We start from the raw sequence: 13,756 nt of genomic DNA, 5'->3' as shown, positions 1-13,756 counted from the left end.
TACAAGAACTTCTACGTCTAGACTCCAGCGCCTTGCTCCTCGGGGCTCGTCCGAACAAACTCGCTTGTGGTGGCTGAGGAGCTGCCTCCTGGGGCCGCACGATGCGGGTCATGCATCCGTTGTGAAATGTTTTTTTGTTTTGCGACGAGCTTTGCGCAGGAGCACCACGTTGTCGCGAACTTAGACTGTATTCCTCGAAGAAAGGCATTTGCGTATTTGTAAGTTATAATAAGGAGGTTTTTCGTTGGTATATTACCTTTTAGTAGTAGCAGGTTTGGCGGTCAGTCTTCTACTTTACATGCTTTATTTGGCATTTCAAGTAAATGTAAAAACACATACATTCCCCGTAGAAAAAATGAGACCTGGCAAGCAAGTTCATCTTTTTTTTATTTCGGATATTCATCGCCGGAAAATAGATAGCAAGCTTATTCACTCGCTTATGGGCAAAGTAGATATCGTGATTATCGGGGGGGATCTAACCGAAAAAGGGGTTCCTTTACATCGAACGGAATATAATATTGCACAACTAAAAAAAATGGGAGACGTTTTTTACGTATTTGGCAATAATGACCGGGAAGTGGGAGAGCAAAATTTAATCCAACTACTTGAAAAGAACGACGTGCATCTGTTGGTGAATAAATCCGTCGAACTAATCATTGACGGTACACCGATTCGCCTCGTTGGAGTCAATGATGGATTTAGTGGTAAAGTGAGCATATATGACGCATTTCAAGAAGTTAGGGAAGAAGATATTGTTATTTTTATCACACATGCACCTGCATATTTTAACAACGCTAAAAAAGTCAGTAAACCGCATTTATTATTAGCGGGGCATCTTCACGGCGGCCAAATTCGATTTGGACCTTTTGGTATTTATGAAAATGGTGCATTTAAAGAAAAAGAACAAAGTGCAGAGCTTGTTAGTAATGGTTTTGGAACAACAGGCGTACCCCTTCGATTAGGGGCAAAATCAGAGTGTCATATTATTACAATATACGGAGAATGACAAAACCGTTTGAAAGGGAAAAGAAAGGAAGTTTATACAAGTGGTACAACAAGTTGATGTAATAATCGTTGGAGGGGGGCCTTGTGGTCTAGCAGCTGCTATTTCCATGCAAAATATAGGTTTACATACAATAGTGATTGAAAAAGGAAATATTGTGGAAGCAATCTATAAGTATCCCACACATCAAACATTTTTTAGCACAAGTGAAAAGCTAGCAATTGGAGACGTTCCTTTTATCGTAGAAGAAAGGAAACCAAAGCGAAATCAAGCATTGGTCTATTATAGAGAAGTTGCAAAGTTGAAAAACATACAAGTGAACAAATATGAATATGTTAGACAGGTGGAAAAAGTAAAGGATTATTTCATCGTCCAAACGTCGAAAGCAACGTATCATTCAACGTACGTCATTATTGCAACGGGTTATTATGATCATCCAAATTTTATGGGTATACCTGGTGAGGATTTACCGAAAGTAAGCCATTATTTTAAAGAGGGGCATCCATTTTTCGATCAACATGTTTTAGTAATTGGCGGGAAAAATTCGGCGATTGATGCGGCGCTTGAGTTAAACAAAGCAAAAGCAAATGTAACTGTTGTGTATCGAGGAAGCACCTATTCCCCAAGTATAAAACCATGGGTATTGCCGGAGTTTGAGGGACTTGTTCGAAATGGCGAAATCAACATGCATTTTGACACCGAAGTGACAAAAATAGACGAACAGTTTGCTTATGTAAAGGGACCACAAGGCGAGCTTCAAATAGAAAATGATTTCGTATTTGCAATGACCGGTTATCATCCAGACCATTCCTTTTTAAGAGAAATGGGTATTCAAATTGATGCATCCACTGGTCGTCCTACTTATAATGCAGAAACAATGGAAACCAATGTAGAAGGAATTTTTATAGCGGGAGTTATTGCGGCAGGAAACAATGCCAATGAAATATTTATAGAAAATGGTCGTTTCCACGGAGACCAAATAGCAATAGAAATAGAAAAAAAGCGTAAAGAAAACTAAACATCTTTGCGCTTTTCTCCTGCTCAGATGATGGAAAAAATACTGTTCATGGCACTTTTAGGGTCGGTGTGATGGAGTGCGATGAGTAGGGCTAGTCTTGCCTTTTGTCCGTTCAAGCCGTGCGCAAACAGTACACCTTCTTCTTTTAAGCGTTTTCCTCCACCAACATAGCCATATACATCTTGCGCAATTCCATTGAAGCACCTAGAGACAAGCACAATCGGTATATCTTTTTTCAAAATATCATGAATAATTGGAGTGAGACTTGGAGGAACATTTCCTTGACCTAATCCCTCGAGTACAATCCCTTCATATCCTAATTGGATAGATGCTGCTAGTAAATCAGGATCCATTCCCGCGTACACTTTAAAAAGTGCAACCCTTTTGGAAATATGTTGGATCGGAAGCACATTCCGATGATTTGGCGAATGGTGAAAATGCACAATCGCTTTGGAAATAAACCCAATAGGTCCATATTGCGGACTTTGAAATGTACTTACATTACTAGCATGCGTTTTTGTAACATTCTCGGCAGTGTGAATTTCATCATTTAGAACGACGAGAACGCCTTTATCCTTCGCATCATCTGAACAAGCAACTTTTACAGCAGACATTAAATTATAGAGACCATCTGACCCTATTTCGTTGGAAGACCGCATTGCACCTGTAAGTACAATTGGTATAGATGTATCGAGCGTTAAATCTAAAAAGTAAGCAGTTTCCTCGAGTGTATCGGTTCCATGTGTGATGACTACACCTTCAATAGAATGTTCCTCAATGTATTGCTCGATTAATTTTTTCAACACTAACATCTCTTTTGGCGTAATATGTGGAGAAGGCAAATTAAAAGCTTCTATTTCAATAATATTGGCCAATTGTTTTAGTTTTTCGCCTTCCATTATAAGGGGATTATTCTCCGCGGGAACGACAGCCCCAGTATTCGCTTGTACTTGCATAGAAATGGTTCCACCTGTATGAATAAGTAATATGGATTTCATTATAAAACCTCCGGAATTTTACAATTTATCGAAAAAAAGTTGTATAATAAAGATAATCTAATGGAAGGAGTACGCTTATGTTCATAATGCTTTCCGTTGCAATTGCGCCCGCACTTGCACTTTTAAGCTATTTCTATTTACGTAAAGAAATTGCAAAAGAGCCTTCCAAATTATTATTACATTCTTTTATATATGGTGCCATATTAACATTTCCAATATTATTTATCCAACACGTTATTCAAGAAGAGGAGCTATTATCTTCTTTATTTATCCATCAAGCTCTTGTTACAAGTGCTTTAGAGGAATTTTTTAAATGGTTGATATTAGTAATTGCTGTTTATAAACATGTAGAATTTGACGACCCATACGACGGGATTTTGTATGGTGCAAGTGTTGCACTCGGATTTGCGACTGTAGAAAATATTTTGTTTTTACTAAATTTTGGGATGGATGCGGCATTTATTCGTGCTTTGCTACCTGTATCAAGCCACGCATTATTTGGTGTAGTAATGGGCTACTATTTAGGAAGAGCGAAATTTTCTGCTTCTAAAAAAGCTAAAAATGAAATCATGTATGCTTTTTTGGCTTCATTTGTTTTACATACTATTTATAATAGTATTTTGATTATTAAAGGGATGGAATTACTGTTAATCGTACCTTTCATGTTATTTTTATGGTTACTTGGTTTATCGAAAGTGAAGAAAGCTCATATTTTATCGCATCATAAAAGAATGGAAAAACATGAATATTATATGAGAGAAGAAATCTAGCTGAGTGCTAGATTTTTTTTGTATATTTAAGCATTTTTTATCCAAGCTAAATAAAAAGGAGAGATGTCGTTTTGAAACAACTAAAGTATATCCTATTTAGCTTAATATTTTGTACGGCGGGCTATGCGTTCTTACACGAAGAACAACCTACACAGGCTTTCTCCACGCAAATTGTAGAACGTGGAGCATATGGAGACGATGTAATTGAATTACAGTCTAGACTTCAATACATTGGATTTTACACGAGTCAAATAGATGGGAAATTTGGTTATAACACATACTGGGCGCTTCGAAACTTTCAAGAACAGTATGGGATCCCAGTTGATGGTTTACTAGGAGAGGAAACAAAGAATAAGCTTATAAGTGTTTCCGAGTTCAATAAAGAGTTCGTCCATGAACAAATTAAAAAAGGAAATAGTTTTACTACTTATGGAGGACAGAATGTAGCAAAAAATAAACAAGCCCCAAGCACAAATATGCAACTTCCACCGAAGTATTCAGAAAAAGATTTAGACCTCATTGCTAATGCAGTATATGGGGAAGCAAGAGGAGAACCTTATGAAGGACAAGTAGCAGTTGCTGCCGTTATTTTAAACAGAGTAGAGCATCCCGATTTTCCGAATACAATTTCAGAAGTAATATTCCAACCACTGGCTTTTACTGCAGTTGCGGATGGTCAGATATGGCTGGAGCCAAATGAACGTGCAAAAGAAGCCGTACTTGATGCGTTGAATGGGTGGGATCCTACGGAAAATGCGATATATTACTTCAATCCTAAGACTGCAACTAGTGAATGGATTTGGTCACGACCACAAATAAAAACAATCGGACAGCATATTTTTTGTGCATAAGGAGATCATATGAAAAAATTTATGTGGGTAATCGTTGTTACTGCTGCAGCTGTATTCCTTGTGTACCACTTTAATGTTCAATCTAAAAATACTCGGTTAGAAACTGCGTTAGCAAACCAATACTCCAATCAATTAACATCTGCATCCGAAAAATTAATAACACTAAGTGAATCCATTGATCAAACATTACTTTTTCAAGATAAAGAGGCACTCAATCAGCCTTTAGAAGATGTGTGGAGACTTTCTTCCGACGTTCGTGATTCTATATCTGCTCTGCCAATAGATCACGAAACCTCTACTGTGTGGATGAATTATTTAAACCGAATTGGAAATGGAGCTTCCCTCGTGAGACAAGGAAAGATACCGGTCGAGGAATGGCAAAAAAATATGGTGGATGCGAGAAAAAATTTAATATCTCTATCCGATCAATGGGCTTTTACGAATAGAAACGCTGGAAATAAGGATTATATCGTTACATCCTTTGTGAACAATAAAGCGAATAAAGAAAACGAAAAAAACTGGAAAGCACTAGGGGATTCAGCAAAAGCTTATACTGAAAGTGACTTTCCAATGACGGCAAGTGAAACGGATAAACAAAAAAAGAAAGATTTACAACATATTAAAGACTCCGAAATAACTGTAGAACAAGTGAAACAAAAATTCTTTAAGTTATTTCCAGAACTAGCAGATGCGACGATTCATATAACGGAAAGCTCAAAAGATGCCCCGTACCCTTTCTATCACGTTCAATTTCATAAAGGGATTCGAATCGGATATGCCGATTTTACGAAAAAAGGAGGTCATTTACTCTCTTATTTAATGGAACGACCTTTTGATAAAACAACGATAAGTGTAGAAAAGATGAAAGAAAAGGCTAGCACTTATTTGAAATCTTTCGGTTATACAGATACGGAGCTAGTTGAATATAGAGAAAACAATATTGCCTGGCATTTAGCCTTAGCACGTAAAGATCCAAATAATGATGCACTCATCTATGCGGATGGAATGCATCTGAAAATTGCAAAAGATAATGGGGAACTATTAGGCTTAAATGCAATGGAATATATTCAGAAAGAGAATATTGGAGAACAAAAAATTGTACAAATCGATTACCAAGAGATATTCTCAGGTGATTTTAAAGTCGAGGAAGAAAGGCTAGCATATGTGGAAAACAAAGAGTTACAGCAACGTCTTGCCTATGAAATATTAACAAGAAATGATTCGATAGGCACACATAAAACGTATATTGATACGGAAACACATGAGATATTACACACAGAAAAACTACCTTAATAATAATTTTAGATAGAAATACGCCGCTCTAAGTGTCATAATAAGTATATTATGACACTTAAAGAGGGTTGCTTATGAATATTAAACTTGGAACAGTACTGACTTTAGAGCCAGCCACTTCAGAAAAAGCGGAAAAGTACCGTTGTAAAATTGTAGATAGCGATCATCATTCGATTTATGTAGATTATCCAGTAGATACAATTTCGGGTAGAACCGTTTTTCTAATGGACGGAACACAACTTCGTGTTTCCTATACAGAAGAGTCAAAGGCTGCTTTTGCCTTTCAAACAGAAGTTTTAGGCAAAAGAAAAGGGCAAATCCCAATGATCAAACTTTCCTATCCAGGAGATTCCGAAATTATCAAAATACAGCGTAGAGATTTTGTACGCGTAGTTGCTACGCTTGATATCTCGGTACAATTTGAAGACGAAAAGTATCAATTTGTGACCGATGATATTAGCGCAGGAGGGACGGCTGTTGTATTGAATCGTCCGGTGAAATTTAACGCAGATGATGCCGTTTCTTTATTGATTCCACTTGGGTTTAATAATGGAGATATTAAATACGTATCGACAACTGCTAAAGTGATTCGAATCTTTCAAAGGGATTCTATCACTTTGGCATCATTACAATTTTCCGATACAGATGAAGTGGACAAACAACAGATCGTCCGTTATTGTTTTGAAAGGCAAGTAATGTTAAGAAAAAAAAGCAGGGACTAAAAGTCTGTATAAACAGGCTTTTTTTCTTTGAAAAGTGATGGGCTTTTGACATATGAATACCTAGTGCGCACTACTTAGTATCTGCTAAGATTTCCGCTACAGGGCGGACGCTTTCCGCGGGCATGGCTTCAGCCTCCTCAGGCCAACAGGATGTTGGTCACGAAGGCGTTGCCACACGAGGTGGCGTTCTTAGCCTTTGTTCCTTTGTTAGCTCCTGCGGGGTCTTCAGCTCATGCACCTGACGCTTCGCTTTCGGTGCAAAAAAACATCTGCTATTCCCGCTGGAGTCGTCGCCCTTTCGCTCCGATCCATGGAGCTTGCTAACTATGCAGTATTGCCGGCTCAAAACCAACCTTACTTCGCATATCTTAAAAATAAAATTCAACAACTTGTTGAATGGGACAACATACACTGTGAACGCGACAATATTGTGTAGAGATAGCAATTGTCAATTAGCTACGTTGCGCAACTGGACCATAATGTTGCGAATTCCAAGGGAAATATTGCGCATAAGTCGTACAATGTTGCGAGTATTGCTTAATATGTTGCTCATTTTTTTGAGACAAGCTTTTCCTTATAAAAAATGGATATTTTTGCCGTAGCGCGTCGGGCCGCATGAGCCGAAGTCATGAGACCCACTCGGGCATAGCACGAGTTGGCTCATGCGAGGTGCGGCAAGCGCGAAGGCTTTGTGGTCAGTAGTTGTTACACATTTTCCCGAAGTCAGCCGGAAAACGATTATTCGTAAATTCGCTTATTAACCTAAATGAATTGAATTAGTTGGGAAATTTATGATAATCAACGGAACAGTCACCAAGATGCTCAAAAGGTATTCTTACGCTTTCCTAATGTTAGATGTTATATGTTAAAATAGATTCGAATAGAGTGGAGGCAAAAGTATGACAAAAAGAATACAAGTCGCTATTGATGGGCCGGCAGCTGCCGGAAAAAGCACAATAGCTAAAAAAACAGCAGAATTATTAGGATATACATATGTAGATACAGGTGCAATGTATCGTGCAATTACGTATAAAGCAATTCGCTTAAACATAGATTTGCAAGACGGGGAAAAATTAACGAAATTATTACACGACACTGCAATCGATTTAAAACCTTCTCCAAAAGGACAACTAGTTTTTTTGGACAACGTTGAAGTAACAGAAGAAATTCGTTCTAAAGAAGTAACAAGTTCCGTTTCGGCTGTTTCTGCTCATGCAGATTTACGTGAAGAAATGGTAAAAAGACAAGAGAATATGGGAAAAGACGGCGGGATTGTCATGGACGGCAGAGATATTGGGACGCATGTATTAACAGATGCAGAGCTAAAAGTTTTCATGTCTGCTAGTGTGGAAGAACGAGCAAAAAGAAGATATTTAGAAAACCAAAAAAGAGGTATTCATACAAGTTTAGAAGAATTAATAGAAGAGATCGCTCTTCGGGATAAACTGGATAGCGAGCGAGAAGCATCACCCCTAACACAAGCGGAAGATGCGATCTATATCGATACAACTTCTCTTTCTATTGAAGAAGTATCTGAACAAATTATGCAGCTTGCAAAAGAAAGGATGGCGTAATATGAAGCTCTATTCCTTTGCAAAAACAGTTGTTTTTTCCGTGTTGAATCCACTATACCGATTTGAAGTAATCGGAGCAGACAAATTTCCAAAAGAAGGCGGCATTTTACTTTGTTCTAACCATATCGCGGCACTCGATCCGCCAGTTGTTGGTATAAATGCCCCAAGACCTGTTAACTTTATGGCAAAAGAAGAATTATTTCGTATGCCTATCTTAAAAAGTATTTTGCCAGGTGTCCGTGCTTTTCCTGTTAAGAGAGGGATGAGTGACCGGGATGCTCTTCGCCAGGCTATTAAACTTTTAAAAGACGGGGAAGTAGTTGGTCTTTTTCCAGAAGGAACTAGAAGTAAAGATGGGCAACTTGGGAAAGGATTCAGCGGAGCAGGCTTTTTTGCTTTAAGAGGAGATGCGAATGTTGTTCCTTGTGCTATTATCGGACCATATAAACGATTTAAACGTCTAAAAATAGTGTACGGCGATGCAATTGATATACAACCATACCGCGAAAGAAAAGCATCCGCAGAAGAAGTAACAGAAGTAATTATGGCTCATATTGCAGAGTTATTAGAACAATATAAAACGAAATAATTAGACTTTTTCCATTTCAAAAGTGCTTCTTTTTGTATTTCTGTGCTAGTTGGCATAAAATAGATTAGAGACGTTGTGAAGGAGGAATATCATATGTCAGAAGAAATGAACTTAAAAGACACACATGAGTTTAAAGAGGGAGATCTAGTAAAAGCATCGGTTGCACAGGTAGATGAAAAATCGGTGATCGTATCAATCGAAGGTGCACCTTTTGATGGCATCGTTCCTATTAGTGAACTATCTAGCTTGCATATTGAAAAAGCATCCGACGCCGTTTCCATCGGTGATGAACTGGAACTTATGATTACAAAAGTGGAAGAAGCTAATTTTGTTCTTTCCAAACGAAAAGTAGATGCCGAGAAAGCATGGGATCAACTTGAAAAGCAATTCCAATCAGGAGAAATTATTGAAACAGAAGTAAAAGAAGTAGTAAAAGGCGGATTAGTAGTCGATTTAGGTGTCCGTGGATTTATCCCTGCATCTTTAATAGAAGACCATTTCGTTGAATCATTTGATGATTATAAAGGGAAAGTATTAACCTTTAAAATTGTTGAGTTAGAAAAAGACAAAAATCGATTGATCCTCTCCCATAAAGCAGTGGTAGAAGCTGAAAAATCGGTCAATAAACTAAAAACATTAGATGCTATTCAGCCTGGAGACGTAGTAGATGGTACGGTTCAACGTCTTGCATCCTTTGGGGCGTTCGTAGATATCGGCGGAGTAGACGGGCTTGTGCATATTTCACAAGTTTCGTATGAGCATTTAGATAATGTTGCAGACGTTTTAAAAGAAGGGCAACAAGTAAAAGTTAAAGTATTATCGATTGACCGAGATGCTGAAAGAATTTCACTTTCGATCAAAGATACATTGCCTGGACCATGGGATGAAATCGAAGAAAAAGCTGCAAAAGGAACTATTTTAACAGGTAAAGTAAAACGACTTGTTTCTTATGGTGCTTTTGTAGAAGTACTTCCAGGTGTAGAAGGGCTTGTGCATATTTCACAAATAGCTCACCAACATATCGGTACACCACAAGAAGTGTTAAAAGAAGGCGAAGAAGTACAAGTTAAAGTGCTAGAAGTAAATAGTAGAGAAAAAAGATTGTCCTTAAGTATTAAAGATCTAATCGAAAACGAAGAAGCGTTTAATTTAGCAGATTATCAGTTACCTGAAGAATCGAGAGGCTTCTCTATTAGCGATGTACTTGGAGACAAGCTTAAGGATTTCACTAAATAACGCGAGTCTACAAGAATCACAAAGCAGGTGACTTCGACAAAGAAGTCGCCTGCTTTTGTCTTTTTGTTGTATAATACAAAATAGACGAAGTTGGAAGGATGAATAAGTAATGACAAAACCAGTAGTAGCAATCGTTGGTAGGCCAAATGTCGGCAAATCGACTATATTTAATCGAATCGTAGGAGAACGTGTATCTATCGTGGAGGATATTCCAGGTATTACACGTGATCGTATATATAGTTCTGCCGATTGGTTAGCACATGAATTTAATATTATCGATACAGGCGGTATCGAACTAAGCGATGAACCTTTTTTAGAACAAATTAAACAACAAGCAGAAATCGCAATGGATGAAGCGGATGTAATCATCTTCTTAACAAATGGACGAGAAGGCATTACATCAGCAGACGAATATGTTGCTAAAATTTTGTATAAAACGAAAAAACCGATCGTTTTAGCAGTGAACAAAATTGATAACCCAGATATGCGTGAAATGATTTATGATTTCTATGCATTAGGAATGGGCGAGCCATTTCCTATTTCGGGATCTCACGGATTAGGGCTAGGGGATTTACTAGACGAAGTAGCGAAAAACTTCCCTAATGTAGAAGAGCAGGAATACGGAGAAGATGTGATTAAATTCTCTTTAATCGGTAGACCGAATGTTGGGAAATCATCTTTGATCAATTCATTTTTAGGACAAGAACGCGTTATTGTAAGTGAAATTGCTGGAACAACGCGAGATGCCATTGATACGGAATATTCGGTTGATGGGCAAGAGTACGTCATGATCGATACAGCTGGAATGCGTAAAAAAGGAAAAGTATATGAAACAACAGAGAAATACAGTGTGCTTCGTGCTTTAAAGGCGATCGAACGTTCAGACGTTGTTTTAGTCGTGCTAAACGCGGAAGAAGGTATCCAAGAGCAAGATAAGAAAATTGCTGGATATGCCCATGAAGGTGGTAAAGCAGTTATCATTGTGATGAATAAATGGGATGCAATTGAAAAAGACGATAAGACAATGAACGAAATGACAAAATCAATTCGTGAGCATTTCCAATTCTTGGATTATGCGCCTATTGTTTTTGTTTCAGCAAAAACAAAGCAACGTGTGAATACCTTGTTTCCAATAATAAATACCGTAAGTGAAAACCATTCACTTCGCGTACAATCATCTGTCTTGAATGAAGTTATTGAAGATTCTATAGCGCGTAATCCAGCTCCAACAGATAAAGGGAAAAGATTACGTATTTACTATGCAACACAAGTGGCGATTAAACCACCAACTTTTGTTGTGTTTGTAAACGAACCAGACATGATGCATTTCTCTTATGAGCGATTTTTAGAAAATCGTATTCGTGAATCCTTTGATTTTGAAGGGACTCCAATCCGCATCATTACTCGCGCAAGAACTTGATTGTTAAAGGGGCGTAAGAAAATGGAGAAAGTTACTGTACTTGGTGCAGGCAGCTGGGGAACAGCGCTTGCAATGGTGCTCGCAAATAACAATAATGATTGTCTTTTGTGGTCACATCGGGAAAATCAAGCGAAAGAAATAAACGACTTTCATGCAAATAATAAGTATTTACCAAGTATTACACTGCCTAGCAATTTAAAAGCTACTAGTGATTTTGAGCGAGCGATTCATCATGCATCTATTATTGTAATCGCAGTTCCAACAAAAGCAATACGTGAAGTTTGTCATGATATGAAGCCATTTTTAACGGAGAAGAAATTATTCGTACATGTTTCGAAAGGGATTGAACCTGATTCGTTAAAACGCATTTCCGAAATGCTGGAGGAGGAACTTCCAGCTGAATTTGTAGATGCAATAGTAGTTTTATCTGGTCCTAGTCACGCAGAGGAAGTAGTATTACAACATCCAACTACGGTTACTGTAGCAAGTGAAAAGATGGAAGCTGCTGAAAAAGTGCAAGGTATGTTTATGAATAACTATTTCCGCGTTTACACCAATGATGATGTTGTAGGTGTAGAAATTGGCGCAGCTTTAAAAAATGTTATTGCCTTAGCTGCTGGAATTGTAGACGGTCTAGGATATGGAGATAATGCTAAGGCTGCACTTATTACAAGAGGTTTAGCAGAAATCACTAGACTAGGCATCAGCTTAGGAGCGGATGCTTCTACGTTTTCAGGGTTAACTGGAATGGGCGATTTGATCGCAACATGCACAAGTGTCCATTCTAGAAACTGGCGAGCTGGTAATATGCTTGGCAAAGGTGCAAACTTGCAAACTGTATTAGATGAGATGGGAATGGTCGTAGAAGGCGTACGAACAACGAAAGCAGCTTATCAGCTTGCGAAAAAGCAACAGGTAGATATGCCAATCACAGAAGCATTGCATTCTGTCTTATTCGAAGGTATACATCCAAAAGAAGCGGTCGATATTTTAATGCATCGTACGAAAAAGCATGAGTTGGATGATTATAAATCGTTCTAAATTTGTCACAAAGAAAAGAGTTGTTTAACAGCAACTCTTTTTTGAAGTACAAGAAAGTATTGAAATTTGGTAAGCTATTAACTTAGACTGTGAAACAGTTGGTCTACGGTCTGCTTTGTCGATTGATGATGGAAGGCGGCGACTGCAGCCGTTATAGCATTACTAAGTGTATTTAAAGCACTTTACTTTTTTGTTGATGAAAGGTGGGAAAGTTTGTGTTACCTGTATTGTTAGTGTCTTCAATGGATAAAATGTGGATATCATTTGGATCCATGGGTTGTATGTTTTTAGCAATGCTATTTATGTTCTTTGTTAAAACGAAACTGAAAAATACTTTCTTGAAATTTATCTTTGGTTTAATCGCATACATATTGTTATTTATAGGCTTTATCACAATGATTTATATTATTTTTAACCCAACAAAAGCTTAGTAAGGAGATTCGCATGAAAAAGTTACGTTTACTAGCAGTTCTTACTATCGGAATATTAGTATTAGCAGGATGTAGTTATAAAAGTGGATATGAGCCAGAGAATTTATTGCCATATGAAGATCAGTTGAATGCGGTACAAAATGCAGTAAATAGCTTTAAAGAAGATTCCGGTGGTTTACTGCCGATTAAAACGCGTGATTTGGAAACGGATCAATACATCAAATATCCGATTGATTTTAAAAAAGTAGTGCCTACTTATATGGGGAAAGTACCTGCTAATGCTTATGAAGCAGGTGGGATTTACCAATACGTGTTAATGGACGTAGAAGAAAATCCTACGGTTAAATTAGTAGATTTGCGGATTGCGAGTGCCATTCGAGACATTAACTATCGAAAAGGTATTAATGGATATGGGCCTGTTGCAGAAATAATTGCAGAAGGTGTATATAAACTAGATTATGAGAAGATGGGTTTTAAAAGCGAGCTATCCGTACAAAGCCCTTATTCCGACATCCAGCTACCTTTAGTAGCAACTGGTGACGGGAAAGTGTATGTGGACTATTCTATCGAGTTAAATCGTCTTCTTCAAGAAAATGAGGTAGAAATAAAACCGGGAGACGATATTCGCTTTTTACTAACGGATAATTTTGCAATTGTTCCTGCCTATTCGCTTCCATATACGATAGATGAGAATAACGAACCAATATTTATGCTTACGCCTGCTAAGTAACCAGTAGTTTCTTACTGATTAACATTGTCCACTTTTGAAGAAATGACGGCTAAATAATTATTTTAATTTAATGTGTATGG

Annotated in this window: 14 protein-coding genes; 13 read left to right on the top strand and 1 reads right to left on the bottom strand. The window is 37.7% G+C overall.

What is annotated here, in order from left to right:
- Positions 1 to 244: 244 nt before the first annotated feature.
- Together BMZ04_RS15645 and BMZ04_RS15640 are read left to right on the top strand one after the other, a co-directional pair.
- On the top strand, positions 245 to 1,006 hold the full coding sequence (locus BMZ04_RS15645; protein ID WP_093273201.1) for a metallophosphoesterase: 762 nt from the start codon (positions 245 to 247) through the stop codon (positions 1,004 to 1,006).
- 40 nt (positions 1,007 to 1,046) lie between these two features.
- Positions 1,047 to 2,021, top strand: coding sequence for a YpdA family putative bacillithiol disulfide reductase (locus BMZ04_RS15640; RefSeq protein ID WP_093273198.1), 975 nt, complete (start codon positions 1,047 to 1,049; stop codon positions 2,019 to 2,021).
- Between the two features lie 23 nt (positions 2,022 to 2,044).
- On the opposite strand, the gene BMZ04_RS15635 is transcribed toward BMZ04_RS15640, so the two are convergent.
- The gene (locus BMZ04_RS15635) at positions 2,045 to 3,019 is read right to left on the bottom strand and encodes an asparaginase (protein WP_093273193.1); all 975 of its coding nucleotides are present in this window, start codon (positions 3,017 to 3,019) and stop codon (positions 2,045 to 2,047) included.
- A gap of 77 nt (positions 3,020 to 3,096) precedes the next feature.
- Here BMZ04_RS15635 and prsW point away from each other — a divergent pair, with 77 nt between their 5' ends.
- The 11 genes from prsW to BMZ04_RS15575 all read left to right on the top strand — a co-directional run bounded on the left by prsW (position 3,097) and on the right by BMZ04_RS15575 (position 13,676).
- Positions 3,097 to 3,789, top strand: a complete 693-nt coding sequence (gene prsW / locus BMZ04_RS15630; RefSeq protein WP_093273189.1) for a glutamic-type intramembrane protease PrsW — start codon at positions 3,097 to 3,099, stop codon at positions 3,787 to 3,789.
- Positions 3,790 to 3,860: 71 nt separating this feature from the next.
- A complete protein-coding gene (gene sleB / locus BMZ04_RS15625) occupies positions 3,861 to 4,640 on the top strand; it encodes a spore cortex-lytic enzyme (protein ID WP_093273186.1) in 780 nt (259 codons plus the stop codon).
- Between the two features lie 9 nt (positions 4,641 to 4,649).
- On the top strand, positions 4,650 to 5,933 hold the full coding sequence (locus BMZ04_RS15620) for a PepSY1/2 domain-containing protein (RefSeq protein WP_093273183.1): 1,284 nt from the start codon (positions 4,650 to 4,652) through the stop codon (positions 5,931 to 5,933).
- A gap of 74 nt (positions 5,934 to 6,007) precedes the next feature.
- A complete protein-coding gene (locus tag BMZ04_RS15615; RefSeq protein WP_093273180.1) occupies positions 6,008 to 6,655 on the top strand; it encodes a flagellar brake protein in 648 nt (215 codons plus the stop codon).
- A gap of 899 nt (positions 6,656 to 7,554) precedes the next feature.
- Positions 7,555 to 8,229 (top strand): (d)CMP kinase, encoded by a 675-nt coding sequence (cmk, locus tag BMZ04_RS15605; RefSeq protein WP_093273173.1) that lies wholly within the window; start codon positions 7,555 to 7,557, stop codon positions 8,227 to 8,229.
- A 1-nt stretch (position 8,230) separates the two neighbouring features.
- Positions 8,231 to 8,818 carry a lysophospholipid acyltransferase family protein gene (locus tag BMZ04_RS15600; protein ID WP_093273170.1) on the top strand — a complete coding sequence of 196 codons (588 nt, stop codon included), beginning with the start codon at positions 8,231 to 8,233 and terminating at the stop codon, positions 8,816 to 8,818.
- 93 nt (positions 8,819 to 8,911) lie between these two features.
- Positions 8,912 to 10,054, top strand: a complete 1,143-nt coding sequence (rpsA, locus tag BMZ04_RS15595) for a 30S ribosomal protein S1 (protein ID WP_093273167.1) — start codon at positions 8,912 to 8,914, stop codon at positions 10,052 to 10,054.
- Positions 10,055 to 10,163: 109 nt separating this feature from the next.
- Positions 10,164 to 11,474, top strand: coding sequence for a ribosome biogenesis GTPase Der (gene der, locus BMZ04_RS15590; protein WP_093273163.1), 1,311 nt, complete (start codon positions 10,164 to 10,166; stop codon positions 11,472 to 11,474).
- 21 nt (positions 11,475 to 11,495) lie between these two features.
- On the top strand, positions 11,496 to 12,515 hold the full coding sequence (locus tag BMZ04_RS15585; protein ID WP_093273160.1) for an NAD(P)H-dependent glycerol-3-phosphate dehydrogenase: 1,020 nt from the start codon (positions 11,496 to 11,498) through the stop codon (positions 12,513 to 12,515).
- Positions 12,516 to 12,730: 215 nt separating this feature from the next.
- Positions 12,731 to 12,946 carry a DUF2768 domain-containing protein gene (locus tag BMZ04_RS15580; RefSeq protein ID WP_255367956.1) on the top strand — a complete coding sequence of 72 codons (216 nt, stop codon included), beginning with the start codon at positions 12,731 to 12,733 and terminating at the stop codon, positions 12,944 to 12,946.
- A 13-nt stretch (positions 12,947 to 12,959) separates the two neighbouring features.
- Positions 12,960 to 13,676, top strand: a complete 717-nt coding sequence (locus BMZ04_RS15575) for a hypothetical protein (RefSeq protein WP_093273157.1) — start codon at positions 12,960 to 12,962, stop codon at positions 13,674 to 13,676.
- Positions 13,677 to 13,756 lie beyond the last annotated feature (80 nt).

Origin of the sequence: Psychrobacillus sp. OK032 (assembly GCF_900111345.1) — a bacterium.
Taxonomy (GTDB): Bacteria; Bacillota; Bacilli; order Bacillales_A; family Planococcaceae; genus Psychrobacillus.
The sequence above is the reverse complement of the archived record's forward strand: the minus strand, read 5'-3'. Positions and strand labels throughout refer to the sequence as shown.

Coding starts and splice junctions, on each gene's coding strand:
- BMZ04_RS15575 (WP_093273157.1), top strand. CDS start 12,960: ATGAAAAAGTTACGTTTACTAGCAGTTCTTACTATCGGAATATTAGTA.
- BMZ04_RS15585 (WP_093273160.1), top strand. CDS start 11,496: ATGGAGAAAGTTACTGTACTTGGTGCAGGCAGCTGGGGAACAGCGCTT.
- BMZ04_RS15600 (WP_093273170.1), top strand. CDS start 8,231: ATGAAGCTCTATTCCTTTGCAAAAACAGTTGTTTTTTCCGTGTTGAAT.
- BMZ04_RS15620 (WP_093273183.1), top strand. CDS start 4,650: ATGAAAAAATTTATGTGGGTAATCGTTGTTACTGCTGCAGCTGTATTC.
- der (WP_093273163.1), top strand. CDS start 10,164: ATGACAAAACCAGTAGTAGCAATCGTTGGTAGGCCAAATGTCGGCAAA.
- BMZ04_RS15615 (WP_093273180.1), top strand. CDS start 6,008: ATGAATATTAAACTTGGAACAGTACTGACTTTAGAGCCAGCCACTTCA.
- prsW (WP_093273189.1), top strand. CDS start 3,097: ATGTTCATAATGCTTTCCGTTGCAATTGCGCCCGCACTTGCACTTTTA.
- cmk (WP_093273173.1), top strand. CDS start 7,555: ATGACAAAAAGAATACAAGTCGCTATTGATGGGCCGGCAGCTGCCGGA.
- rpsA (WP_093273167.1), top strand. CDS start 8,912: ATGTCAGAAGAAATGAACTTAAAAGACACACATGAGTTTAAAGAGGGA.
- BMZ04_RS15635 (WP_093273193.1), bottom strand. CDS start 3,019: ATGAAATCCATATTACTTATTCATACAGGTGGAACCATTTCTATGCAA.